Raw genomic sequence first — 26,773 nt, forward strand, 5'->3', positions numbered from 1 at the left:
GCGCCTTTGCTTAAAAAACAATTAAAAATCAACAGCTTAATAGTTTGTTAAAATTAAAAATAGTACAATGAAAATATACCGATATCCCACAAAAGACAGCTGGAAAGACCTGGTAAAACGCCCTGTTTTGGAACAGAAAGAAATTTCAGGACTTATCACCGACATTTTTGCAGAAGTTGAAAAAAAAGGAGATCAAGCTTTAAGAGAATTCAATAAAAAGTTTGATAAAGCAGATACTCAACTCATTTCTGTGACCAAACAGGAAATTGAAAATGCAGAAAAACAGATCAGTGATGAGCTAAAACAGGCTATTCAGCAGGCTAAAGAAAATATTTCGAAATTTCACGCCTCTCAAAGACAGCAAATCCAGAAAATCGTGACTACAGAAGGGGTGGTTTGCTGGCGCGAAAACCGTGCTGTAGAGAGAGTCGGGATTTATATTCCGGGAGGAACGGCTCCTCTGTTTTCCACGGTACTGATGCTTGCAGTTCCCGCCAATCTGGCAGGATGTAAAGAAATTATATTGTGTTCACCGCCAGATAAGAACGGGAATATCAATCCTGCAATCCTTTTTGCAGCAAATCTTTGCGGTGTTTCGGAAATATTTAAAACAGGCGGAGCTCAGGCTGTTGCTGCAATGGCCTTGGGAACAGAGAGTATTCCTCAGGTTAATAAAATTTTCGGGCCTGGAAATCAGTTTGTCGTAGCTGCCAAAGAATATGCCCAGCGTTATGGCGTTGCCATTGATATGCCTGCCGGTCCGAGTGAAGTTCTTGTGATAGGAGATGAACAGGCTGTTCCTGAATTTTGCGCTGCTGATCTTCTTTCACAGGCAGAGCATGGAAGCGACAGCCAGGTTGTTTTTGTGACGACCAACCTTAAAGTATTTGAAGAGACGATAGAAGCTGTTGGTCAACAGATCAGAGATTTACCGAGAAATGAATTTGCGGCTCAGGCTTTGGAGAACAGCTCTTTTGTTTTAGTGAATTCTCTCGAAGAAGCCTTAGAGTTCAGTAATCTTTATGCACCGGAGCACCTTATTCTGGCCATTGGTGATTTTGAAAAATATATTCCTTTGGTTCAGAATGCAGGATCCGTTTTCCTTGGGAACTATTCCTGTGAGAGTGCAGGAGACTATGCCAGCGGAACCAATCACACGCTTCCCACAAATGCCTATGCAAAGAATTACAGTGGGGTATCGCTGGACAGTTTCGTGAAAAAAATCACATTTCAGTACCTGTCAAAAGAAGGTCTTCAGAATTTAGGAAAAACTATAGAGCTTATGGCAGAAGCAGAAGGTTTGTTTGCCCACAAAAATGCCGTATCCATAAGATTAAAATGATAAATGTTGGAAAACGCAAAGACGCAAAATAATATTGAAGAATATATATTTAGTACGCAAGGATTTATCCGCGATAAAATTGAATGTCAAATATCTATTAAAGATTCTGAGAAATCAATCATATAAACATACAAAATCTGTGAAAATTGTGAAATCTGCGGGAAAAATAATGATATATCACTTGCTGAAATCTTCGATTTCTTGCGCCTTGAAGCAGCATATAGATTAAAAACTTTGCGCTTTTGCGTTTACCAAAAAAGAACTTGAACCCTTAAGAAAATAAAGCTATTAAGTAAAGTTAAGACACAAATACATTTGAATTCAGCTTTGCTTAATAAAAATCTAAAGATATTTTCTTCATTATCCTTAAAAACTCAATTCATCTTAATGGTTTAAAAAAGATTTAGATAAATAATACAATGAAAAATAGCAGTATCAAAACTCTGGTAAGAGAAAATATATTACAATTACAGCCCTACATCAGTTTCAGGGATCAGAATGAATTCAATGCTCCGGTAATGCTGGATGCCAATGAAAGTCCGTTCGGGGAATGCAACCGTTATCCTGATTCTACCCAGAAAAGGCTTAAAAACAGGCTTGCAGGGCTTAAAAAAGTTTCACCCTCACAGATTGCCATAGGAAACGGAAGTGATGAGCTGATAGACCTTATCATTAAAATTTTCTGTGAGCCTAAAAAAGATGCCATTCTGATGATGAATCCGTCTTTTGCGATGTATGGCTTCTATGCAGCAATTAATGAGAATAAAGTTTTGAAACTGGATCTGGATGAGAATTTTGAAATTGTAAAAGAAAATTTCTTAAAAGCTGCTGAAGATCCTTCACTTAAAATTTTCTTTTTATGTTCGCCCAATAACCCTACCGGTAACAGTGTGGAGGATATCGAATTTTACCTTCAGAATTTCAACGGAATTGTAGTGGTGGATGAAGCATATATTGAATTTTCCGGGAAAAAATCAAGTCTTGAGCTTTTAGATAAGTATCCGAACCTGATTGTTCTGCAAACCTTTTCTAAAGCGTGGGGAATCGCCGGAGCAAGGGTAGGTATGGCGTATGCATCCGAAGAGATTATCAGTCTTATCAATACTGTAAAAGCGCCTTATAACGTGAATGTATTGAGTCAGGAGCTTATTTTGAAAACATTGGAAAATGAAAACCGTCTCAGGGAAAATGTAAACCGCATTTTGGAAGAGAAAACCTGGTTGGAACAGCAGTTTGAGGATGTTGCATGTATTTCAAAGGTTTTTCCAACAGATGCCAATTTCTTTCTGATTAAAATGGAAAATATTGATTCAGTGTATACAAGAATGCTTGAAGAAGAGATTTTGGCCAGCAGAAGAGATCCTGCAATTCCCGGATGCATCAGGATCAATGTGGGAAACCGTGAAGAAAATGAAAAATTGATTAACCTTTTGAAAAGTATCTAAAATGAAAAAAGTACTCTTTATAGACCGCGACGGAACATTAATTATTGAACCTCCTACAGATTTTCAGGTAGATTCTCTGGAAAAGCTTGAGTTTTATCCGGGAGTTTTTCAAAACCTGTCAAAAATTGCCAATGAACTGGATTACGAATTGGTAATGGTAACCAATCAGGATGGTTTGGGAACTGAAAGCTTTCCTGAAGAAGATTTCATCAAACCTCATAAAAAAATGCTGCAGGCATTTGAAAATGAAGGGATCATTTTTAGTGATATTCTAATAGATAAAAGCTTTGAATCTGAAAATCTTCCTACCAGAAAACCGGGAACAGGTATGATGGGGAAATATATTTATGGCAACTATGACCTGGAAAATTCCTATGTAATTGGTGATCGAAGTACTGATGTTCAACTGGCTAAAAATCTTAAATGTAAAGCTATTTATCTTAACCAAAACTTAAATAATGAAGCGGAGCTGTCTGCAACAGAATGGTCAGAGATCTATCAGTTCTTAAAATCAGGAATGAGAAAGGCGAAAGTATCCAGAAAAACCAATGAGACTGATATTGAAATTGAAATTAATCTTGATGGTAACGGAAAATCAGATATTACAACCGGACTTCATTTTTTTGATCACATGCTGGACCAGATTGCCAGACACGGAAATATGGATCTTATGATCAAAGTAAACGGAGACCTTGCTGTAGACGAGCACCATACAATAGAAGATACCGGAATTGTTCTCGGAGAAGCTATTTTAATGGCATTAGGAAAGAAAAAAGGAATTGAAAGATATGGTTTTCTGCTTCCAATGGACGACTGCCTTTCCCAGGTGGCTGTTGATTTCGGAGGAAGATCATGGCTGGTTTGGGATGCTGAGTTTAAAAGAGAAAAAATAGGAGATGTACCTACGGAAATGTTTTTTCACTTCTTTAAATCATTTACAGATTCTTCAAAATCGAATCTGAATATCAAAGCAGAAGGTGATAACGAGCACCACAAAATTGAATCCATTTTTAAAGCCTTTGCAAAAGCTATTAAAATGGCAGTGAACCAGTCAGATGCTAATTACAGTTTACCTTCTACAAAAGGAAGTTTATAAATATGATCGCTATTATAAAATACAACGGAGGAAACGTAAATTCCGTTCAGAATGCTCTCAACAGACTGAATGTTGACTCGATAATAACGGATGATCCCGAAAAAATCTTAAAGGCTGATAAAGTGATATTTCCAGGCGTAGGAGAAGCTTCATCCACCATGAAACTGATGAAAGAAAAAGAGCTTGATCTTTTGATTCCAAGCCTTAAGCAGCCGGTTTTGGGAATATGCCTGGGGATGCAGCTCATGTGCGGCGAAAATGAAGAAGGAAATACAGAAGGAATGGGAATTTTTAACATCAATGTCAGAAGATTTCCGGCAAAGGATATTGTGCCGCATATGGGCTGGAATACACTTTCGAAACATGCTTCACCACTATTTTCGGGGGTTGAGAGGGGTAATGATGTGTATTTTGTTCACAGCTATTATTGTGAACTTTCTGACTTTACAACTTCTGTCTGTGATTATATCCTGCCATTCAGTGCTTCTCTGCAGAAAGATAACTTTTATGCGGTACAGTTTCACCCCGAAAAATCGGGAACAGTAGGAAACCAGATAATTAAGAACTTTATAAATGTATAATGATGAAAATAATTCCGGCTATTGATATTATTGACGGGAAATGTGTCCGTCTGTCAAAAGGAGATTACAATACAAAGAAAATTTATAACGAAGACCCTTTGGAAGTCGCAAAAGAGTTTGAGAGTTTTGGTATTCAGTTTCTGCACCTGGTAGATCTTGACGGCGCAAAATCAAAGCATATTGTGAATCAGAAGGTCCTGGACAATATCGCTAAGTCTACCTCGTTACATATTGATTTTGGAGGGGGCTTAAAAACTCAGGAAGATATTGAAACAGCCTTTGATTCCGGGGCAAAGCAGATCACTTTGGGAAGTATTGCCGTTCAGGATCCTGAGTTTTGTTTTGGAATGATAGAAAAGTATGGTGCTGAAAAAATTATTCTGGGTGCTGACTGTGAAAACAGAAAGATCAAAACCTCCGGCTGGCTGGAAGAAAGTGACAATGATATCATTGATTTTATTATTCAGTATCAGAAAAAAGGAATACAAACAGCCATATGTACCGATATTGCAAAAGATGGAATGCTGGAAGGTCCTTCAACAGCATTATATATTGAAATTTTATATAAAACATCTGTTCAGCTGATCGCAAGCGGAGGCATTTCAGGGATTGCTGATGTCTATAAAATGAAAGATATCGGATGCGCCGGAACAATTATAGGAAAAGCAATTTATGAGGGAAAAATAAGCCTGAAACAACTTCAAAATTTTATTGAAAATGCTTAAGAAAAGAATTATTCCATGTCTGGATATTAAAGATGGGGCAACTGTGAAAGGGGTCAATTTTGAAGACCTTAAAAATGCAGGAGATCCTGTAGAACTCGCCAGAAAATATGAAAAGGAAGGCGCTGATGAGCTTGTTTTCCTGGATATTACAGCCACTGTTGAGAATAGGAAAACCTTTGTGGAGCTGGTAAAAGATATTGCAAAAGAACTTAGTATTCCCTTCACTGTGGGAGGTGGAATTTCATCTGTAGAAGATGTGAGGAAACTTTTGGAGGCAGGTGCAGATAAGATCAGCATTAATTCCTCAGCAGTCAGGAATCCAGGCCTTATCTCTGATCTGGCGAATGAATTCGGAAGCCAGTGCGTTGTGGTGGCTATTGATACAAAACAGGTTGGTGATCTTGATCTTGTGCATGTTAAGGGAGGAAGAGAAGCAACAGAACTTAGTACCATAGAATGGGCACAGCAGGCTGCACGCCTGGGAGCGGGAGAAATTCTGCTGACTTCTATGGATGGCGACGGCACTAAAAGCGGATTTGACCTTAGGATTACCAAGCTGGTTTCCGAAACAATCAGTATTCCGGTCATTGCATCAGGAGGTGCAGGAAGTACAGCTGACTTTGTTAAAGTATTTAATGATACAAAGGCTACAGGAGCGTTGGCTGCCAGTATATTCCACTTTAATGAAGTAGGGATTCAGGATTTGAAACAACAGTTAAAAACTCAAAAAATAAATGTACGATGAAAATAGATTTTAATAAAGACAATGGCCTCGTTCCGGTAGTCATTCAGGACAGCAGAACATTACAGGTGCTGATGCTGGGCTATATGAATGAAGAGGCTTTTGAAAAAACAGAAAAAGAGGGAATTGTTACCTTTTTCAGCCGTTCCAAAAACAGGCTCTGGACAAAAGGTGAGGAATCGGGTAATTTTTTAACGGTAAAAAGTATCGATATAGATTGTGATCAGGACACCATTTTGATTAAAGCTGTTCCAAAGAATGTAGTCTGTCACACCGGAAGCTTCAGTTGTTTCGGAGAAAAGAAAGTCAAAGGGTTTTTATACGAACTGGAAGAAAAAATAGCTCAGAGGATAGATGCCCAAGCTAAAGATTCTTATACTTATTCGCTCTACGAGAGAGGCATTAATAAAATGGCTCAAAAAGTAGGAGAGGAAGCCGTAGAATTGGTCATAGAAGCAAAAGATAATAATGAAAACCTCTTTAAAAATGAAGCCGCTGATCTGCTGTATCACTTTTTAATTTTATTGAAAGCGAAAGGGTTTTCGTTGGAAGAAATTGAAGAGATTCTTAAAGATAGAGATCAATGAAACCTTTGAACTATTTCAAAGGTTTTTTTGTGAAAAAATAGTTTTGAATTTAAACACGACAGCTTTTGTCGCCGTGTGTAGATAATTTTGCATCAGAACCAGACAAAATCATTATAATATAAATATAATCAAATAATGTATAGTATGATTTATATTAAATCGCATTAACGTGAGTTTCGCTTCTTAAAAAGTGTTAAATTTGCAAAGTTTCAAAAAAACTAATTACTAACTCAAAAAACAACATTGAATGAGAAAGTTTTATCTCAGTGCACTTACTTTGTGCATGATTCCGGGAGTATCTGCCCAGGAAGTGGTATGGCAGAAAGACATCAGATCCTCTACCCAGGCTTTCCTGAGCCAGATCACCACAACCATCGATCAGCAATATTTAATTACAGGAAGTTCTATACAGTCAGGAAGCGGGAAGCTGGAGGCTGAAAGTAAGCAGAACAACGGTTATGATTTTCATCTGATCAAGCTGAACCAGCAGGGTGAAGAAGTCTGGGAAAAATATTTCTCAGGACAAAACCATGATTATTTATCAGCTACAGTCACAACACAGGATGGCGGATTTCTTTTGGCTGGCACCAGCTATTCATCCAAAGGGTTGGATAAGAAAGAGGATTCCAAGGGAGGATCTGATATCTGGCTGATCAGGATCAATGAATTTGGAGACGAATTGTGGCAGAAAACATTGGGCAGTTCTTCAGATGAAGAAGCCAGAGCGGTTATCCAGACTACAGATTTAGGATTCTTTGTAGCCGGAAATGTACAGGGTTCTTCAAAAGGCTACGGTTCTAAAGATGTCTTTATCACAAAACTGGACAAAGATGGAAAAGAAATCTCACAGCTTATTTTAGGTGGAAAAGGTTTAGATGAGGTAGAGAAAATGATTCCAACAAAAGACGGCGGAGCTTTACTTGGAATGTATTCAAGAAGTTCAGCTGTACAAAGTCCTCAAAATACATCCGACACCCGACATCTGACAACGGTACAAAAACAAAGCGACAACTTTGGCGAAGGCGATTACTGGATCGTAAAGCTGGATAAAACAGGAAAAGTGGAATGGGAAAAGAACTTCGGAGGGAAAGGTGATGATCATTTGAGAACCCTTGCATTGACCTCAACCGGATTCATTATCGGTGGAGAATCCAGATCAGAAAGATCAGGAAATAAAACGGTAGGATTAGAAGAGGGAACGGACCTATGGTTAATTTCTTTAAATGAAAGAGGCGATGAACAATGGCAGAAATCTTACAATTTGGGTAACCGTGATATTCTGATGGGCATGAGTGTTCTTCATTCTGCGGATGACAAATCTTCCAAAGGAATTTTATTGGGAGGTTATACCCAGGCAGAAGGAAGAATAGAAAATGATGATGAAACCTTCTGGATGCTCTATCTGAATCAGGATGGAAATGAGCAGTGGAGAAAACATGTGAAAGGAGAATCCAGAAAAAGAGAGGAAAGACTTTCAGACATTAAACTAAACAGAGACGGCTCTATTATTCTGGCCGGAACTAGTGCTGAAGAACTCGGTAAAGAAAACTGGAAGATTGTAAAGCTGGGAGACAAACAGGTTGACCAGTTAATTGAAAAATACGATATCAAGATCTACCCGAATCCTGTCTCAGATTATGCTTACATAGAAATCGGTTTTGATTTTAAGGAATCGGATATTCTTTTGTATGATATGAGCGGAAGACAGCTGCAGAGTATTAAAACAAAGAATAAAGTGACTAAGATCAATACCCAGGCTTTGGTACAAGGAGCTTACCTGATTATGATAAAAACTGATACAAATAAAACGGCGAATGCTAAATTGATTAAGAAATAGAATTGATGAAAATAAAAAAGATAACTATTGCAACACTATGTATTTTAGTAGGTAATATCTATGCTCAATCAACACCTGATATTAAAACGGATTTACCTCAAATAATTCCACCTTCTCCTACAGTTGCAGCATTAATGAAATTTGAAGAAATTCCGGTTAATAATTATACTGGTACTCCAGATATTAGTATTCCTTTATTTTCAGTTCCAACTCACTCCAAAGATATTAATCTGGAGGTAGCGCTCAAATATCACCAGGCAAATGTTAAAGCAGATAATATTGCGGGAGAAGTGGGTTTGGGATGGAGTATGATGTCCGGAGGAACTGTTTCAAGAACAGTTAGAGGATTACCAGATGAAATATTTGTTCATGGAAATAATGGAGTTATAAAATCTAAAGTTGGGCTCTATCATGATGATCTTACTAATGATAATAATTATTATAATAGTGACCTTAGCGTTCTTTCTCAACTTGCATATAGTGATCCTTATAAGGCAAACAAGTATTATTGGGAAACAATAGAACAGGGCAAGTTCGATACAGAGTACGATTTGTGGCAATTTAATTTTATGGGAAATTCAGGTCGTTTCTATCTTAAAAAGAATCAGGCCGGTATTTTAGAGGCTGTCCCTTTAAGCAATTATAGAGTGAAAATTATCAATCATTATTCTACTATTAATAACAATTCTTATACACCTACCGGTTTTACAATTTATGATGAAAAAGGGTACCAATATATATTCAATGTTTCTGAAACAACAAGTACTACACAGGCTGTTGACAACAGAAGTTTGTTTAATCCAAGTTCATCTATGTCTTCCAATACAGAATTTATCAGCTCATTTCATTTGGTTGAAGTAAAAGATCCTAATGATAAAAGCTTGATTCAGTATGATTTTTATGATAATGATTTTATGGAGGTCAATAGTAGTTCTAATTTTATTGATAATGAATATCCTGATGGGGATTATTCAAAATATTCTAAATACAATTGTTTTAACGAAATCCAACCAGCCCAGCAGATCGTTAATTCACTTTCAATAACTAAAGTGAAAAAAATTAAGAACATTACAGTTCCTGATTATTCTAGAATATCATTTGAATATGCTACTGATAGAAGTGATTCGGACATACTTCTTTATGATAAGGTGGTAAGAATTAAGAATATCAATTTTAAAGACTTTAATGATAGAGCTATTAAAAAAGTGAATTTTAATTATGGATATTCTAACATCATAAAGAATAGATTGATGCTAAAAGAGGTTGTTGAGGATTTTGGAGTCAATACACTACCATTAAAGTATACTTTTTCCTATAATGAAAGTAATCAAAATTTAAACGGAACAATTGCTCTTGATTATTGGGGAAATTTTAACCTTATCACGAACAATTGTAATACTCAGACGGTTTCAACAATCAGAACTCCTAATCCGCAGACAAGTACTTTAGATCTGTTAAATAAAGTAAAATACCCTACAGGTGGCTCTTGTGTTTTTGTTTTTGAAAGCAATACCTATTCATATATTGGAGATGAACCCGTTACGGATTTTAAAGAAAATATATTAAATGAAGTTCATCTGAATTCCGATTATAAATCATTTGATAATTCTGCTTTTCAATTACTTCCAACTCATACTAAAGATAGAAGAGCTGTATTTAGAACTGATATCCTGCTTCCTGAAGATCCCAATACGTGGAATAGAAGTATAGGGTTATTTAAAGTCATCAATGGTCAGTATAGTTTGGTTAGCAGCTTTTTTTGTGTTGAACCCAATAATGATTGTTGTAAAGAGGTTATACTGGAAAAAAATGTACAGTATGCTGTAAAAAGGCTTAATTTGAATTTAAACTATAATGGGATAGACCATTTATCTATTGAATATTATACAGCAGCGGACGAAGAATATAAATATTTATTCGGTGGTGGTAACAGAGTATCTAAAATAGGATATTTTTCAAATGATTCAAACGATTTGTACAACAATTATATGAATAGTACAATTGTCCCTGAAAAAGAGAAAAAATATAATTATAATTGGTTAGGAGATAGTAAAAAAAGTAGTGGGGCCTTATCATTTATCAAACCGGTTTTTAGTTATCCTAGAAGAACAAAGATTGAGACATCATGTATTAGAGCACCATTTTACTCGGGAAATCTGTTATCTGAAACAATTGATTTTATAACAACAACATCATTGAATAATACACCATTAATTAATACGCATGGCTCTGATGTTGGATATAAATATGTGACTGTTTTTGAAACAGGAAAAGGGAAAGTTGAACAGGAATATACATCTCCAATAGACTATCCTGAAGAAATCTCAATAGCGAATACAAGGCCCTTTGTTCCGAGTAAAAACATAGATTATAAAAGGGGGCTTTTAAAAAATGAGGTAATTTTTGATAATTTTTTTAAGAAAATTTCAGAACAAAATTTAAACTATGATTTTGAAGAGTATGAAGAAGTGTATGGACATCGCTTTTACAGACCTGATGGATTAGGATTTGATGGGGGATATTTCAGTAACTATGATGCTTATGTTACGATATTACAACAAGGAAACGTTGGGGTCCCTTTTGATCCCGAAAACTTTTTTATGTCTGGAAATCTACCAGGATATCCACTTCAATATATGGTAGGTATTTCCTTGGTTGATGCATATGGTTGGGCAAAACTGTCTTCAGTGAAAACTAAAAATTACTTCTATAATAATGGGATTCAGGAAATTACGGAAAAAAATGAGTCTTTTGAATATAACCCATTAAATAAAATGATTTCCCAGCATATTAGTATGATAGAAGACGGATCTCAGTTAAAAACAAAATATTTTTATCATACCGGTAATTCACCTTATTCACAAAATAGAATTTCTGAAATTGAAAAAATAGAAAGCTATAAGAATAACATTTTGACTGACGTAAAGAAAATTGTGTATAATAATCAATGGATAGGTAACGTTTCCTTTTTACCCAATGAAGTGCAAACCTCATTTGCAACTGGTTCATTGGAAAAAAGTATTACTTACGATCAATACGATTCCAAAGGGAATTTACAACAATACACCACAAAAGATGGTATTTCAACGGTAATTATCTGGGGTTACAACCAAACTCAGCCTATTGCGAAAATAGTAGGAGCTAAATTATCGGATATTCAGCAGTCCTTAATAGATTCCATTGTGACAGCTTCCAATACAGATGCATCTGCTACAGTTAATAATGATGAGACTTCATTTTTATCAGCATTGAATACCTTCAGAAGTAATACCGCATTATCTGGTTATCAGATCACTACTTATACTTATGACCCTTTAGTAGGAGTAAGAAGCATCACCCCGCCATCAGGAATCAGGGAAAGCTATATTTATGATTCAGCTAACCGACTTGAAAAAGTGATTGATGTGAATGGCAAAGTGCTGAAGGAGATGAAATACAACTATAAAAACTAAAAACCGATGAAAAAATTATTAATACCGGCAGGAGCCCTGCTTCTGTCCAACCTTGTATTTGGGCAGGCTTCTACCACAGAAAACTATGTTCAGACCAAAACCTATCTTGACTACAATGGAACTACACATACAAAAACCTCTGAAACAGTCCAGTATTTTGATGGATTGGGAAGGCCTAAGCAAATCGTTAATGTAAAAGCATCACCTCTGGGACGTGATGTAGTGACCCATATCGAGTATGACCAGTTTGGAAGGCAGGTGAAAGATTATCTTCCTGTTCCCCAGGGGAACACTTTAAATGGTGCCATTATTCCTAATCCTTTGAGCAATGCTGCGGGCACTCCCTATGGTCCGGAAAAGATCTATTCAGAAAAGATCCTTGAGAACTCTCCTCTGGACAGGATTCAGCAGCAGATCCAGGTGGGGAATGACTGGAGTAATAAACCTGTTAAGTTTGAATATGCAGCCAACATAGGAAATGATGCCTACAAGTTTGTTCCTACAACAATATGGGAAAACGGAGCTACAAAAACGACGTTAACGGTATCTGCATATAGCAGTGCCAATCAGCTTTACAGGAATATGGTCACAGATGAAGACGGGAACAGGACCTATGAATATAAAAACGGACAGGGACAGACTATTTTGGTAAGGAAAATGATTTCAGATACAGAATATGCAGACACCTATTATGTATATAATGAATATAACCAGCTGGCTTTTGTTCTTCCTCCCAAGGCTGCTAATCAGAGCCTGACAGATGATCTGCTTAATGCCCTTTGCTACCAGTACCGTTATGACGCAAGAGGACGTCTGGTTGAAAAGAAACTTCCCGGTAAAGCCTGGGAATACATGGTATATGACAGGCAGGACAGGCTGATCATGACCCAGGATGCTGTCATAGGAGCTTTAAAACAGTGGCTGTTTACCAAGTATGACCAGTTCGGAAGAGCAGCTTATACGGGAATATATACCAGCTCCCAGGTATACAGTGCCGCAGGAAGAGCAGCTGAGCAGGTGTTGGCAGATGCTAAAGGCAGCAACAATGTAGCCAGATCTGCTACGGTGGGATTCACAAACAGTGGACTGGGAGTGTATTATGACAGTGGTTCTACCAGCTATCCGGGTTCTGTTACTAAATTACTGACTGTCAATTATTATGACACCTATCCTACAGGCTCCTCTGCGGTCACCAATGTATTTGCCCAGCCCCTTCTTACGGATAACCCCGCTAATGCCCAAACCACCAAGGGAATGCTTACCGCTTCCTATATCAAAAATATAGAAGATGACAGATGGACAAAGAACTTTATCTGGTATGATACCAAAGGAAGAAACATTGGCTCAAGAAGTAACAATTATCTGGGAGGCTACACCGTGATCAACAATAAGCTTGATTTTGCCGGGGTTGTCCTTCAAACAAATACCTACCACAGAAGATTGGGTTCAGATCCTGAAAAGGTCATTGTGGAAAAGTTCACTTATGATTCCCAGAACAGGCTGCTGACCCATACCCACCAGGTTGGTAATAATCCTGTTGAATACCTTGCTCAAAATAAATACAATGAAATTTCCCAGCTGGAATCTAAAAAAGTAGGAGGAACAGCTGCTGCATCCCCATTACAGGCTGTAGATTATAAATACAATATCCGCGGCTGGATGACAAAAGTTAATGATCCGTCTAATCTGCAGAATAAACTTTTTGCGTACGAACTGCGTTATAATAACCCAAACAGTCAGTTTTCTGGTTCCGCGAGGTATAATGGAAATATTTCCCAGATGTCATGGATTACCCAAAATGATGCGGTACTGAGAAATTACTCCTATGAATATGATGCTCTTAACCGACTTAAAGAAGGACGTTTTTGGGATGCTATGAATTTAGAAAGGGGAGAATATCATGAACAGCTGACTTACGATCTTAACGGAAACATAAAAACGCTTTTAAGAAGAGGAAGACAACTTCCGGGATATACAGCACCAGAAGTAATGGATAATTTGGAATACCATTATGAAAATGGGGAACAAAGTAATAAATTATCTTACCTTAAAGAAATCGGAACCGGAAATGCCATCAGTGGATATCCATTAGCATCAGGAAGTACAGGAAGCACCATTACTTATGACATCAACGGAAATATGACCACTCAATTGGATAAAGGAATTTCCTCCATCCAATATAATTATCTAAATTTACCTGGAAAGATTACCCAAAACTCCAAAGTAACAGATTATATTTACAGAGCAGACGGAGTGAAGGTAAGAAAGGTTTTTGGAACAGAAACAACCGATTATCTGGACGGTTTCCAGTATACTGATTCTGTATTAAAATTTTTCCCGACAGCAGAAGGATATTTTAATATTGAAACCGGAAAGTATGTATATAATTATACCGACCACCTAGGAAACACCAGATTAAGCTATGCTAAAAGTGGAGCAGAAACAGAGATCATTGAAGAGAGTAATTATTACCCGTTCGGATTGAAACATGAGGGATATAATGTATTGACAGGAAATCCAAGTTATAAGTACAAGTATCAAGGACAAGAGCTGCAAGAGACTGGTTGGTACAGTTTTAAATGGAGGAATTATATGCCCGATGTAGGAAGGTTCTTTAATATTGATCCGCTTTCTGAAAAATATTCTTATCAATCTCATTATAATTTTTCTGAAAATAGAGTTGTTGATGGTAGAGAATTGGAAGGATTGGAATGGGTAAGATCAACAGCACTGAATCAAGATGGAACAAAAACTCATACACTAAATGCTGATATAAAATTAATAAATGGTGCTAAGAATTTTACATCTGAAAATATGAAAGATTTTCAAAAAAGCTATGTTAATAACATGAAAAACTCATATAATGGGTTATTAAGCAATGGTGATAAATTAGAAATTGGGAAAATTAATTTTGAAACTGTAAATAGTGTTAAAGATGGAGACTATTCAATTTCTATAGTTGATACAATATTAGATACTCAAGGGAATCCAGTTAATGTTAGTGACGATACAGTTGTAATGGGAATAATACAATTAGAAGGAAAAGATGCAGATCCTATTAATGGTTATATAGGTAATAGCCAGCAAAATAATATGCAAATAGTTTCAAATGGAAAGAGTATGACTGCGGAGGCTGCTGCACATGAAACAGGGCATTCGTTTGGACTGAGACATCAAACTGATCCTAGTCCGCAGAATACAGCCAAAGATTCAGTTGGGTGGACAAATCTCATGCACGCTCCAAGAGCAGGAGGTAATATTAATCCACAACAAAGAGATATAGTGATCCAAAATGTACCTGATGAGAAAAAAAATAATCCATAAGATTTTATTTATCAGTATATTCATTATACTGCATAACTGTTATTCAGTTCCTGAAACTCATTATATTCCACCTTTGGAAAATGAGCAACTAATGGAAGAAGTAAATTGATAATTCAATTTTATGATAATGAAAAGTATCATTCAATCTTGATTAAGACAGATAAAAATGAAGTACTTTTTGAAAAATATAAGATAAATAATAGTATTTCTACAAAAAAAGTTGAAAATTCTAAGGTTTTAGAATTCTTATTAAAAGATGATGTAAATTATGTAATTTTAAAATATAATGGAAAAAGATATAAATTGACGATTGACAAAACATATAATAATATGCTGCTTGATATAAGATTAAATAAAATCGAGTTAGCTTACACAAATAGAGAGCCTATTTATTGACTATTTATAAATGCGCCTCGCTACCGCACGATTGCATCGTGTGGCAGACAGATAAAAAACCTCGAAAAATACGAGGTTTTTTGCTTGTTTAGTTTTAAAATTTTGTATAATATTACCAACGAGAAAGAACAGATATTCTTTTGTTGCAGGATCAAACCTGTCGATATCTTCAATACCCTTGCTGTCACACTAATCATTCGTTTGGAACTTATACTGTCAAATCAATATCTATCGTGTGTGATATTGATATAGTAATTCAGAATAATAAAGAGCTTCTGTTAAAATATAAGATCATAAAAAACAAAAATTTTTAGGAATTCAATCTGATAGTTTGATCTATAGTTTTAAACTAAACCACACGAAAGGATTCGTGCGGTAGCGGGGGAAAATAATGTTAAATTACATGGTCATTTACACCCTGGGACTTTGGATTTCAGTGGGGGAACTCCATTTTCAGGAGCATTGAATCCAAGTGGCTTTATAATGTCCAAATTCCCAACGAAAGCAAACGGATATACTTTTCATTCAATTGGAAAAACGAATGATGGAGATAGGATAGCTGCAGGAAGTAGCACTAAAGCACTCCATTTTATTTATGTTGTTCAATATGATACAACAATAATTTACGATAGTTCTAAGATAATTAAAGCTTATGAAGGGAAATATAAAAAAGACTAAAATATTAATTATTCTATTTTTCACGCTTAATTTTAATTGCTCAGATGCCCAAGCTAAAGAGGAAAAATCTTTATATACTTATCTAGATAAATGGAAAAAGGATGAAGGGAATTTTAAATTTATTCAGATAAATTTAATAGTAGATTGTAAAAATGAATTGTTATTTACAGCAAGTAAAAAAGATTTAATTTATTATGACGAAAAAAAGATTCAGAGATATAAAACATATAATTATAAAGGAATGTTGATAATTTATGAAATTGATGAAAAAAATATTAATAAGAAGAATATATGTTTTTTTGACAGATATTTAAAGCCTGTAAGTTATGATGTCACAATATTACCAAAAGGTAACCAAAGCCTTATTAATGGTTATGCCTTATATTTCAAAAATAATAAGTTGATTACTGATAAAGAAAAGATTCATTATTTTATGGAAAATAATTGTAAAAATTCAGATTAATAATTTTATATATAAATCCCCCTGCTGTCGCACGAATCATTATGTAGAACTTATACTATCAAATCAATATCTATCGTGTGTGATATTGATATAGTAATTCAGAATAATAAAGAGCTTCTGCTAAAAATATAAGATCATAAAAACAAAAATTTTTAGGAATTCAATCTGATGGTTTGATCTATAGTTAAATTAAACCACACGAAAGGATTCGTGCGGTAGCGGGGAAAAAACTTGATATAAAAGGCATATCCAAACAATTAAGTAATGGAGTGAAAAACTCAACAAATAAAGCCGTTGAAAATACTGTAAACGCAACATCTAAAAATAATGTAGATAAATTAAAAGATAAGACAAATGAATAAAAAAAGAATACTTTTAGTCTTGATACTACTATTTATTATTTTTCTTAATAGAAATGTATTAATATATAGACCTTTATTGTCTGTTCTTCCAACAAAAACAACATCTGGCTTAGTTATTAAAGAGAAAGATGCTTTAAGGAGAGGCTTTATAATAGGAGCATTTAACTACTATTATAAATTTTCAGTAAATGGTAAAGACTATTCTAATCCGAGTTATGATGAACAATATAAAGTTGGTGATACTATTTCGGTAGAATACAATGAAACTTTTCCTTTTATAAATAGAATAAAAAATCAGAAATAAAAATCAGATTGAGTCGTCCTAAAATAGATTGACATAAAATTAGACAATATTTAATCCGGAGAAGTATTTATTTTCTTCGGATTTTTTATGCACTTTATCTGGCGTTTGCATATTAAGACTTAAATGTGGTCTTTTAGTATTGTAGATATCAATACTTTCTTTTCCCCGCTGCGCAAACTCTTCCGACTTTGCGCGGATAATAACAAAACCCATCGCAATGCGTTGGGTTTTATGTTTTTATAAAGCAGCAGCATTTTTTTAGCAAAAAAATCCCCCTACCTCACAATTGCATCGTGTGACAGCCCCCTTGCTGTCGCACAAATCATTGTGTGGAACTTATACTGTCAAATCAATATCTATCGTGTGTGATGTTGATATAGTAATTCAGAATAATAAAGAGCTTCTGCTAAAAATATAAGATCATAAAAACAAAAATTTTTAGGAATTCAATCTGATGGTTTGATCTATGGTTTTAAACTAAACCACACGAAAGGATTTGTGCGGTAGTGGTGGTTTGGCAATATTTAAAGAAAGATCAAAAACCCACTGACCTTCTTAGCTAATATTTTAAACTGGCAGTAACAATTCCTTATCCTGTAACAAAATAAAGCTTTAAAACACTAATTTTGCCAGATACTAACAATTCCATGAAATTAAAATTAACTTTAATAGCAACATTGCTCTTTCAGTCTGCTTTTGCTCAAAAAAACTGTAATGAACTTTATGCCCAGAAATTCACAAGGCAGCAGCTGGAACAGGACATAGATTTTATGAAGGAGAAAATAATAAATGCCCATGTAAATCCCTATACTGAAATCTCAAAATCAGAATTTGAAAAGAAATATACAGATATTCGTAAGTCTCTGAAAAACGGGATGACACAGAGGGAATTTTATTATCTCGCAAAACCTTTGATTGTTACATTGAATGACGAGCATAGTTCAATGTCTGATTTCTGCGTTACCGACAGTATAAAAAAAAAGCATGAAAGTATTGCCGTTAAAATTCAAATATGAAAATGGCAAAATGATTCTTACAGAGAATTACTCAGACAGTACACTGAATATTGGTGACGAATTGATTTCGCTGAATAGTATACCTGTCAATGAAGTGCTGGAAACCTGTGCCCAAACCATTCCCGGTGCTAAAGAAGAGCGGATTTCCGTGGCTGCTGATAAGTTTTGGATCATGATCAATAAGTACTGTTATTTCATTACGGATGATTACAACCTGAACTTTAAAAGCGGACTGCAAAAGACGATTAAAAGTATTTCTCTGGAACAGTTAAAAGCCAATGCTTCAAAAAGCCAGCCCGTAAAGAATGATAATTTTAAACCTGTTGATTATAAAAAAGTAAATGAATATGCTTATCTGACGGTTAATACTTTTGATGACAGAGGGACATTCACGCTGGAAGAGTGGAAGACTAAATTTGACAGCATATTTACTCAGGTCAAAAAAGATAATATCAATAAGCTGGTTGTTGATGTGCATAACAATTCAGGAGGGAATTCAGCAGTTGGAAATTTACTGATCAGCTATTTTTCAGACAAGCCTTATCATACCTATCAGGGAAGATGGAAAAAAAGTAAAGAATATGCTGATTATTTAAAAGCGAACAATAAAGAATCCCCTGAATATAACAGGATAAAAGACGGTGGTTATTATCCGATCCTCTCCCTTACTGTAGCTGCTGGTAATAATCCGTTGCGATTCAATGGAAAAACATATGTGATCGTGGGGAAAAATACGTTTTCCAGTGCGATGATGTTCAGTGTGATGGTCCTCGATAACAAACTGGCAGAAGTTGTAGGGGAAATGCCTGAAAAAGGACATCCTAATCATTTTGGAGAACTGATTCGATTTCAGACGCCTAATACCAAACTGGATTTCCTGTTTGGTGTAAAAGAATGGATAAGACCTGCAGGAAATATACAGCCTAACAGGCTTGTTCCTACAAAAATTATCAACTTAAAAGATAAAACAGAAACACAGATTGTAGATCAGCTTTAATATAATAAAATATGATGACCGAATTTTCCGGATACGAAAAAATGCCTGATTCATTGAAGAAAATCGGGCTTAATGAAAGTGATTTATCAAAAATGGATAAGCTGAAATGGGTGGTAACTGAAAAAATACATGGCGCCAATTTTAGTTTCAGCTATGAAAATAATACTCTTAAATATGCCAAAAGAAGAGAGTACCTTGACTGGAAAGATGACTTCTTTGGTTTTCAGCTTGTTGTCAGTAAATTGGAGAACAGCATGCTGGCATTGTTTGAGTATCTTGGTGCTGCAGTGCCGGGTACCAGATATATTGTTTATGGTGAATTATTCGGTGGACATTATCCACATCCGGAGATTTCTGCTGTCGAAAATGTAAAGGCTATACAGACAGGAGTTTATTATACGCCCGATATTCTTTTTTATGCTTTTGACTTGGCTATTGTTGATGAGAATGGGTTGAAATACTATCTGGATTATGAAACTGCAGTTTCATATTTTGAACAATTCGGAATACCCTATGTGAAGCCATTGTTTATTGGAAAATTTAATGAAGCTTTGAATTTCAATATCAGAATAGATTCTCCTATTCCTAAAGAGCTTGGGCTGCCTGAATTGAAGCAAAATCTTATTGAAGGAGTTGTGATCAAACCATTCGATTTAAAAGATAAAGAGCTATTGTCTGACCGTCCGGTGATCAAGTTGAAAAATCCTGAGTTTGATGAAGAAGAGAAGTTTCATAAAGCTGAAAAATGGTCATTCGTTCCGGATATCTATTCAAAAACAGAAAGTCTTTCTTTTATAATAGAGGAACTGAGAACTTATGTAACGAAGAATCGTCTGGAAAGTGTGATATCAAAAGTTGGCGCACTTGATAAAAGCAATCCGGTCCGCCTCAGCGAAATTAAAAATGAATTTTTACAGGATATTCTTACAGATTTTAATGAAAATAACAGTAATCTGCTGGAAGATCTGGTTACTGATGATAAAGAATGGATCATAGAACGGATGAAACCTGAAATACAAAAAATGATAGCCTTATCATAAAAAACAGCAGGATAATATTCCTGCTGTTTTATTTATAATGATTTTAATGCTGTTATCTTTCAATGATGATGTTTTTAACAAGCGTCTGATTACCCACTTTTAAAACTCCTATATATACTCCGTTTGGAAGATGGGAAACATCAATCTTTCTTTCATTATTTACCTTAAGCATCGTTCTGCCGATTGAATTACTGATTTCAAAACTGAAATTGGTTTCCCTGGAATCCGGTAATTCAATATTGAGAATATTTTGAGCAGGATTAGGATAGATTTTTGCTGTTTCTAGTGCATTTTTTGACGCTGCTTTGCTCATTGTCGTTGAAGCTGCTGCAAAATGCTGCAATGCGCCTACGGTAGCTTTTCCGATATTGTATACGTATACAGGATCCATATTGGTGAATGTATCTTTAGAACTATGAGGATAACTGCTTCTTATCCTTTCAAAAAAACCGGTAATTACTTCACCTTTTTGCTCAAACGGGATATAATCCGTGTCAGCAGCAGGATCCACAGCAGTCTGAAGTGGAGAATAGAGTGCCGTGCAGTTTCTCAGCTGTTGGGTTACCGCTGCAGAAGCCGCATTGTTGCTGGAAAGCCCGCCCTGATCTTCATCACAGTATACTGTGTTATTGTTGTTGCCTTTTACACCGCCTACCTGATCGAGATTGAAAACCAGTTTTATGTCTAATTTACGGACTCCTCCCTGATAAACTACATTATTAACATAATGGCTGCTCCCTTTCAGTCCTTGTTCCTCGCCGGAAAAGTGAATGAATTTGATGGAATATTCTGTAGAAACATTTTTCAGGATCCTTGCTGCTTCAAGAATGATGGATGTTCCACTGCCATTATCATTAACTCCGGGGCCATAAATCGTATCAAAATGTCCGCAGATAATCACATATTTATTAGGATAAAGGGTCCCTGTTTTGGTTATGATTAAATTCTTAGAACTTGTACTTCCAAAAGTAAAGGGGCTTTCCTCTATCTGACTGGCATTATAGCCATAGGAGAGATATTTGTTTTTGATCCAGGTAAGGGTATTGGCATTAGCCGTTGAACCAGTAGTTTTAACACCCAGATTGGCAAATTCCTGAAGGTTGGAAGTAATGTTTGCCTGGGTAACCATATCAGCCCTGTCTTTATAGGCCTGGATAAAACTTTGAGCTCCAATGCTCTGCATGATCAATGCAGTACACAAAAATGTTGTGATTTTTTTCATATGTATTATATTGTTTTGGTAACACGAATGTAGTAAATAAATCACAATAAAGTGTTTAATACGTTAAAATATAATGAGGTTTATTATGAATGTCATATTAAAAAAGAAGTGTAATGAATATATGCCTAATGGTAATCTGATGCTGAGGAAAAATAAAAACCCCTGAAGCAATTCAGAGGTTTAGATTGTTTATTGTGACAAAAATTATCTTTCGATCATCACTTTTCTTACGGCCTTTTGGTCGCCGATTTTTAAAATCCCTATATAAGCACCATTTTCCAGCCCGGAAACATTAATTTTTGTTTCATTAGTTCTCTTGAAAATAGACCGACCCTGAAAATCAGTAAGTTCAAAAGTGAAATTTTTAGTTCCGGGATCCGGCAGATCAATATTGATAAAATCCTTTACTGGGTTAGGGTAAATTTTTACGGTTTCCAGCGTGTTTTTTACGGTTAGCTCATGGGTTCCTAGTGTACCTGTAGCAACAGCAAAATGTTGTAATGCACCAACAGATGCTTTGCCTATATTGTAAATGTAAACAGGATCAGTATTGGCAAAAGTATCATTAACGGTATGCGGATAGGTACTCCTGATTCTTTCAAAGAAACCAGTGATCACTTCACCTTTCTGTTCAAACGGGATGTAATCTGTATCGGCAGCGGGATCCACAGCTGTCAGAAGAGGAGAGTAGAGTGCTGTACAGTTTCTCAATTCCTGGGTTACAGTCGCGGAAGCAGCATTATTTGATGTAAGTCCTCCAAGGTCCTGATCACAGTAAACCGTATTGTTGCTATTTCCCATCACACCTCCCACCTGATCCAGATTAAAAACCAGCTTTATATCCAAAACACGATTGCTGCCCTGATAGGCTACCGTATTCGCATAATGGCTGCTGCCTAAAAGTCCTTGCTCTTCCCCTGAAAAATGAATGAATTTGACAGAGTATTCCGTAGGAACATCTTTCAGAATTCTTGCAGCCTCAAGAATAATAGAAGTTCCGCTGCCGTTATCATTGACTCCCAAGCCGGTTATGCTGTCAAAATGCCCGCAAATGATAACATATTTATTGGGATAAACTGTTCCGGTTTTTGTAATCACCAGATTTTTAGATGTATAACTTCCTGCAGTGAAGGGATCTTCAACAATCTGACTGGCTGTATACCCGTAAGAAAGATACTTATTCTTAAGCCAGGTCAGTGCATTGGCATTAGCCGTTGATCCTGTGGTTTTTACCCCCAGATTAGCAAATTCCTGAAGGTAAGTTGTAATGTTGGTCTGAGTTACCATATTCGCTCTGTCCTGATAAGCCTGAATGAAGCTTTGGGCTTCAATACTTTGGATGGCGATAGAAGCGAGTAGAAAAGTGGAGATTTTCTTCATTGTATGAGGTAATGCCGGATACGCAGTGAAATATCTATTCAACCCTGTTCCGGCTTGAAATTATTTATTGATAATTATTTTTTTTGTAGTATTTCCTTTATCAGTCTTAATGGTAAACGTATAGACTCCGTTTTTCAATCCCGAGGTATTAATCTTTTCCTGGTTTTCAAGATTGAGAACAGTGTTTCCTGCCATATCATTCACTTCAACTTTGAATTGCTTTACTTTTTGCTCAAATTCAAGGGTTACCAGATCTTTAGCGGGATTAGGATAAATTCTAATGCCTTCCCCTGATTTCTGTACAGAAGTCTCGTTCGCACTCAGTAGATTATTGGTTGTTGTGGCAACGGCAAAATGTTGTAATGCTCCCACAGCTGCTTTTCCCACATTGAAAACATACACGGGGTCAAGATTGGCAAAAGTATCGTTTACGGTATGTTCGTTTTCACTTCTGAGATATTCGTAAAATCCTGTAATCGTATATCCTTTGGCTTCAAAAGGCATATAGTCGGAACTGTAGGCATAGGAAAGATTGGTCTGAAGAGGAGAGTAGAGACCTGTACAGGTCATCAGTTCCTGTGTTGCGATATCCGATGCTGCATTATTGGAGGAGACTCCTCCAGTATCTCTTTCACAGGTAATCTTATTGTTATTATTTCCTATAAGTCCGCCTACCTGGTCAATGTTCAGAACAAGTTTTATATCCAGGACCTGATTACCTCCCTGGTAAGCAATATTATTGACATAGTGATTGCTTCCTACCAGACCTTGTTCTTCCCCTGAAAAATGGATAAATTTGATAGAGTATTCCGTAGGAACATCCTTCAGTATTCTTGCCGCTTCCAGGATAATAGAAGTTCCGCTTCCATTGTCACTTACCCCTGGACCTACGATGGTATCATAATGCCCGCAGATAATAACATATTTGTTGGGATATACGGTTCCGGTTTTTGTAATGATTAAGTTTTTTGATGTATTACCTCCATATGTGAAAGCGTCCTCAGAAAGGTCACTGGCAGCATACCCATAAGACAGATATTTATTTTTCAGCCAGTTCAAAGCATTGTTATTAGCAATCGTGCCTGTTTTTTTGATCCCAAAGGCTGCGAACTCCTGAAGATTGGTGTTGATATTGGTTTGGGTAACCATGTCGGCCCTGTTTTTATAGGCCTGAATAAAATTCTGTGCATCCACATTTTGTAGTGCTATGGAAGTCAGCAAAACCGCTGCAACTTTTTTCATTTTGATACTTTCTTTATAGATTGCTAATATAATAATAAATCATCATTTATTATTGTTTTTCAGGTCTATTCGTAGGTGTTTAGGTGATTTTTTGATAATAATATAACTTTTTATGTCATTTGTGATTATGATAGATTATTTTTATCCTAGATTAGGGTATGTATTTATTTTATTCTTTAGTATTGAGTGTTTTTAAGTTGAATGTTTACTATTTCATTGCCAGGATTGTATGGATAATGGTATCGATTCTTCAAATTATGCTTAGTTTGAATGAAATGGAAAATTAGGATCAGTCTCAAAAGCTGGGGAAATATTGTTTAAACTAACGCAAAGTTTTTAGCTTCTTATCTCATATTTTCAAGGGAGCAAAGATGGAATCAATGAAATTGATTCTTTCTAAGCTAATATCCATTAAGCTCCTTCAGCGACAAAGTCGTACTTCTTAGCTTTCTAAAATAAAACATTTGAATCATTTTTCTTTGCGATTAAAAAATGACCTGTCAGTTCAATAAAAAGTATAGATTTTGTACTAGTCCCTAACTTTTGCGCTTGATCCGAAAATTAATGTTTAAAAAAAGGGTATACAAAAAAATCCCGGGAAAACCCGGGATCTATATTGATAACAAAATCTATTCTACATTATTTTACTTGATCTACAACAGCTTTGAAAGCTTCAGGGTGATTCATTGCTAAATCTGCTAAAACTTTTCTGTTAAGTTCGATGTTGTTCTTTTTAAGAGCTCCCATAAATTGAGAGTAAGACATTCCGTGCTCTCTTGTTCCCGCGTTGATACGAGTGATCCAAAGTGCTCTGAAATTTCTCTTTTTCTCTTTTCTACCACGGTAAGCATATTGCATTGCTTTTTCTACCGCGTTTTTAGCTACAGTCCAAACGTTCTTTCTTCTTCCGAAATAACCTTTAGCGTGCTTAAAAATTTTCTTTCTGCGAGCTCTTGAAGCTACGGCATTTACTGATCTTGGCATAATTTAAATTGTTTTTTTGAAAAGGGCGGTAACACATATGTTACACTTGTTAGCACCGTTTCAGGGTTAAAATTGTGAATTTGTTTTGAATTCTTATAAACCGAAATATAGATTTATAAAAACTACTTAATTGCTAATTGACGTTGAACGCTTTTCTCATCCACTTTAGCTACGTAAGAAGTAGTAGTAAGATTTCTCTTCTGCTTTGTTTCTTTCTTAGTTAAGATGTGGCTTTTGTAAGCGTTTTTTCTTTTGATCTTACCTGTTCCGGTAAGAGCAAAACGTTTCTTAGCACCTGATTTCGTTTTTAATTTTGGCATTGTTTTGCTTTTTTATTGTTTTTGTTATCAATATCTGTTTATGGTTTCCTAAAGACATTAGGAATAATAGTTGGCAAAATTACGAAAAAAAACTGATATGTGAAAGGATTTTTTAATGTCATAAATAGATAATCCATCATCACTATAATAAATAATAGACAAACCTGTATTAACAGATTTGTCTATTGTTTTTAATATAAGTTTTTCTTTGAATTTTAATGAGGTTTGATCCTGTTATGATTTGAAAAACTCCAGCAGGTCTTTATTGATGGTTTCGGCCTCTGTTGTTGGCATACCGTGAGGAAAGCCAGGATAAGAAATCAGCTTCCCGTTTTTAAGCAGGGTAGCAGCTACCTTACCTGTTGTTTCAAAGGGTACGATCTGATCATCTTCACCATGCATTACCAAGACAGGTACGTCTACACTTTTAAGATCTTCTGTGAAATCTGTTTCAGAGAATGCTTTTACACAGTCATAATGAGCTTTGATAGAACCACTCATACCTTGTCTCCACCAGTTTCTCTGAATACCTTCAGAAACTTTGGCGCCTTCTCTGTTGTATCCATAAAAAGGGAAGGTAATATCAATAAAGAATTGTTGTCTGTGTTTCGCTGTATTATTTCGGATATCATCAAAAACAGAGATGGGAACTCCATTCGGGTTGTTCTCATTCTGCACCATAATAGGAGTTACTGCACTTACCAGAACAGCTTTTGAAACTTTCCCTTTACCATGTTTGGCTACATATCGGATCACTTCACCACCTCCTGTAGAATGCCCTACATGAATCACATCTTTTAAGTCCAGCGCTTCAACAATTTCTGCCACATCAGAAGCATAAGTATCCATATCATGTCCATAAGGAGTCTGTTCAGACCTTCCATGTCCTCTTCTGTCATGAGCAATTACCCTGTATCCCTGTTCCAGAAAAAAGAACATCTGCGCATCCCAGTCATCACTTGATAATGGCCATCCATGATGGAAAAAAACCGGCTGTCCTTTACCCCAGTCTTTGTAATAAATTTCTGTTCCGTCTTTTAATGTAAGTGTACTCATTGTTTCTTTTTTTAATGATTAATAAATAGTATATCTGGCTTTTTATATTCACAAATGTAGATAGAAAATCTTCACAATATGTTGATCTAAGATAATAATTGATGGGGAATTTCTGGATAATAATATATAAATAATTCTTTAAATGTAATTGAACTGCAAATTTTTATATGGAAAATGCGATT

At 35.7% G+C, this 26,773-nt stretch carries 23 protein-coding genes; 17 read left to right on the forward strand and 6 right to left on the reverse strand.

Annotation, left to right across the window (positions count from 1 at the left end; translation table 11 throughout):
• The first annotated feature begins 67 nt into the window (after positions 1-67).
• From hisD to AC3FI7_RS03500, 17 genes are all read left to right on the forward strand, one after another.
• Positions 68-1,342 (forward strand): histidinol dehydrogenase, encoded by a 1,275-nt coding sequence (gene hisD, locus AC3FI7_RS03420; RefSeq protein ID WP_491461405.1) that lies wholly within the window; start codon positions 68-70, stop codon positions 1,340-1,342.
• A 419-nt stretch (positions 1,343-1,761) separates the two neighbouring features.
• A complete protein-coding gene (gene hisC / locus AC3FI7_RS03425; protein WP_491461406.1) occupies positions 1,762-2,787 on the forward strand; it encodes a histidinol-phosphate transaminase in 1,026 nt (341 codons plus the stop codon).
• Position 2,788: 1 nt separating this feature from the next.
• A complete protein-coding gene (gene hisB, locus AC3FI7_RS03430; protein WP_491461407.1) occupies positions 2,789-3,883 on the forward strand; it encodes a bifunctional histidinol-phosphatase/imidazoleglycerol-phosphate dehydratase HisB in 1,095 nt (364 codons plus the stop codon).
• 2 nt (positions 3,884-3,885) lie between these two features.
• Positions 3,886-4,464, forward strand: a complete 579-nt coding sequence (hisH, locus tag AC3FI7_RS03435) for an imidazole glycerol phosphate synthase subunit HisH (RefSeq protein ID WP_142722665.1) — start codon at positions 3,886-3,888, stop codon at positions 4,462-4,464.
• A gap of 2 nt (positions 4,465-4,466) precedes the next feature.
• Positions 4,467-5,189, forward strand: a complete 723-nt coding sequence (gene hisA, locus AC3FI7_RS03440; RefSeq protein WP_491462083.1) for a 1-(5-phosphoribosyl)-5-[(5-phosphoribosylamino)methylideneamino]imidazole-4-carboxamide isomerase — start codon at positions 4,467-4,469, stop codon at positions 5,187-5,189.
• Complete coding sequence (gene hisF, locus AC3FI7_RS03445; protein WP_343658368.1) at positions 5,182-5,934, forward strand: imidazole glycerol phosphate synthase subunit HisF; 753 nt, start codon at positions 5,182-5,184, stop codon at positions 5,932-5,934. Before hisA ends, hisF begins: the two co-directional genes overlap by 8 nt.
• Complete coding sequence (hisIE, locus tag AC3FI7_RS03450; RefSeq protein ID WP_491461408.1) at positions 5,931-6,518, forward strand: bifunctional phosphoribosyl-AMP cyclohydrolase/phosphoribosyl-ATP diphosphatase HisIE; 588 nt, start codon at positions 5,931-5,933, stop codon at positions 6,516-6,518. The genes hisF and hisIE overlap by 4 nt, the downstream gene beginning before the upstream one ends.
• A gap of 247 nt (positions 6,519-6,765) precedes the next feature.
• Complete coding sequence (locus AC3FI7_RS03455; protein ID WP_491461409.1) at positions 6,766-8,355, forward strand: T9SS type A sorting domain-containing protein; 1,590 nt, start codon at positions 6,766-6,768, stop codon at positions 8,353-8,355.
• Positions 8,356-8,360: 5 nt separating this feature from the next.
• On the forward strand, positions 8,361-11,807 hold the full coding sequence (locus tag AC3FI7_RS03460) for a hypothetical protein (protein ID WP_491461410.1): 3,447 nt from the start codon (positions 8,361-8,363) through the stop codon (positions 11,805-11,807).
• A 6-nt stretch (positions 11,808-11,813) separates the two neighbouring features.
• Positions 11,814-15,131 (forward strand): DUF6443 domain-containing protein, encoded by a 3,318-nt coding sequence (locus AC3FI7_RS03465; protein WP_491461411.1) that lies wholly within the window; start codon positions 11,814-11,816, stop codon positions 15,129-15,131.
• A gap of 147 nt (positions 15,132-15,278) precedes the next feature.
• Positions 15,279-15,527, forward strand: a complete 249-nt coding sequence (locus AC3FI7_RS03470; RefSeq protein ID WP_491461412.1) for a hypothetical protein — start codon at positions 15,279-15,281, stop codon at positions 15,525-15,527.
• 426 nt (positions 15,528-15,953) lie between these two features.
• Positions 15,954-16,205, forward strand: a complete 252-nt coding sequence (locus AC3FI7_RS03475; RefSeq protein ID WP_491461413.1) for a hypothetical protein — start codon at positions 15,954-15,956, stop codon at positions 16,203-16,205.
• A complete protein-coding gene (locus AC3FI7_RS03480) occupies positions 16,180-16,668 on the forward strand; it encodes a hypothetical protein (RefSeq protein ID WP_142725829.1) in 489 nt (162 codons plus the stop codon). Before AC3FI7_RS03475 ends, AC3FI7_RS03480 begins: the two co-directional genes overlap by 26 nt.
• A 354-nt stretch (positions 16,669-17,022) precedes the next feature.
• A complete protein-coding gene (locus tag AC3FI7_RS03485) occupies positions 17,023-17,334 on the forward strand; it encodes a hypothetical protein (protein ID WP_343658377.1) in 312 nt (103 codons plus the stop codon).
• Positions 17,335-17,981: 647 nt separating this feature from the next.
• Positions 17,982-18,350, forward strand: a complete 369-nt coding sequence (locus tag AC3FI7_RS03490; protein WP_491461414.1) for a hypothetical protein — start codon at positions 17,982-17,984, stop codon at positions 18,348-18,350.
• The gene (locus tag AC3FI7_RS03495) at positions 18,319-19,347 is read left to right on the forward strand and encodes a S41 family peptidase (protein ID WP_491461415.1); all 1,029 of its coding nucleotides are present in this window, start codon (positions 18,319-18,321) and stop codon (positions 19,345-19,347) included. Before AC3FI7_RS03490 ends, AC3FI7_RS03495 begins: the two co-directional genes overlap by 32 nt.
• Positions 19,348-19,358: 11 nt before the next feature.
• Positions 19,359-20,387, forward strand: a complete 1,029-nt coding sequence (locus AC3FI7_RS03500) for an RNA ligase family protein (protein ID WP_491461416.1) — start codon at positions 19,359-19,361, stop codon at positions 20,385-20,387.
• Between the two features lie 52 nt (positions 20,388-20,439).
• Here the strand turns inward: AC3FI7_RS03500 and AC3FI7_RS03505 are convergent, their stop codons facing one another.
• From AC3FI7_RS03505 to AC3FI7_RS03530, 6 genes are all read right to left on the reverse strand, one after another.
• Positions 20,440-21,609 carry a M28 family peptidase gene (locus tag AC3FI7_RS03505; RefSeq protein WP_491461417.1) on the reverse strand — a complete coding sequence of 390 codons (1,170 nt, stop codon included), beginning with the start codon at positions 21,607-21,609 and terminating at the stop codon, positions 20,440-20,442.
• A 204-nt stretch (positions 21,610-21,813) separates the two neighbouring features.
• The gene (locus AC3FI7_RS03510; RefSeq protein ID WP_491461418.1) at positions 21,814-22,989 is read right to left on the reverse strand and encodes a M28 family peptidase; all 1,176 of its coding nucleotides are present in this window, start codon (positions 22,987-22,989) and stop codon (positions 21,814-21,816) included.
• Positions 22,990-23,049: 60 nt separating this feature from the next.
• Positions 23,050-24,231 carry a M28 family peptidase gene (locus AC3FI7_RS03515; protein WP_491461419.1) on the reverse strand — a complete coding sequence of 394 codons (1,182 nt, stop codon included), beginning with the start codon at positions 24,229-24,231 and terminating at the stop codon, positions 23,050-23,052.
• 639 nt (positions 24,232-24,870) lie between these two features.
• Entirely contained in the window at positions 24,871-25,215 is a 345-nt protein-coding gene (gene rplT / locus AC3FI7_RS03520; protein WP_002979659.1) for a 50S ribosomal protein L20, read from the reverse strand.
• A gap of 122 nt (positions 25,216-25,337) precedes the next feature.
• Entirely contained in the window at positions 25,338-25,535 is a 198-nt protein-coding gene (gene rpmI / locus AC3FI7_RS03525) for a 50S ribosomal protein L35 (RefSeq protein ID WP_034676300.1), read from the reverse strand.
• Between the two features lie 234 nt (positions 25,536-25,769).
• Positions 25,770-26,591: an alpha/beta fold hydrolase gene (locus AC3FI7_RS03530; protein WP_142725822.1), complete on the reverse strand. Its 822-nt coding sequence runs from the start codon at positions 26,589-26,591 to the stop codon at positions 25,770-25,772.
• Between the last annotated feature and the right edge of the window lie 182 nt (positions 26,592-26,773).

Source organism: Chryseobacterium sp. TQ-BC-N36 (genome assembly GCF_058382295.1).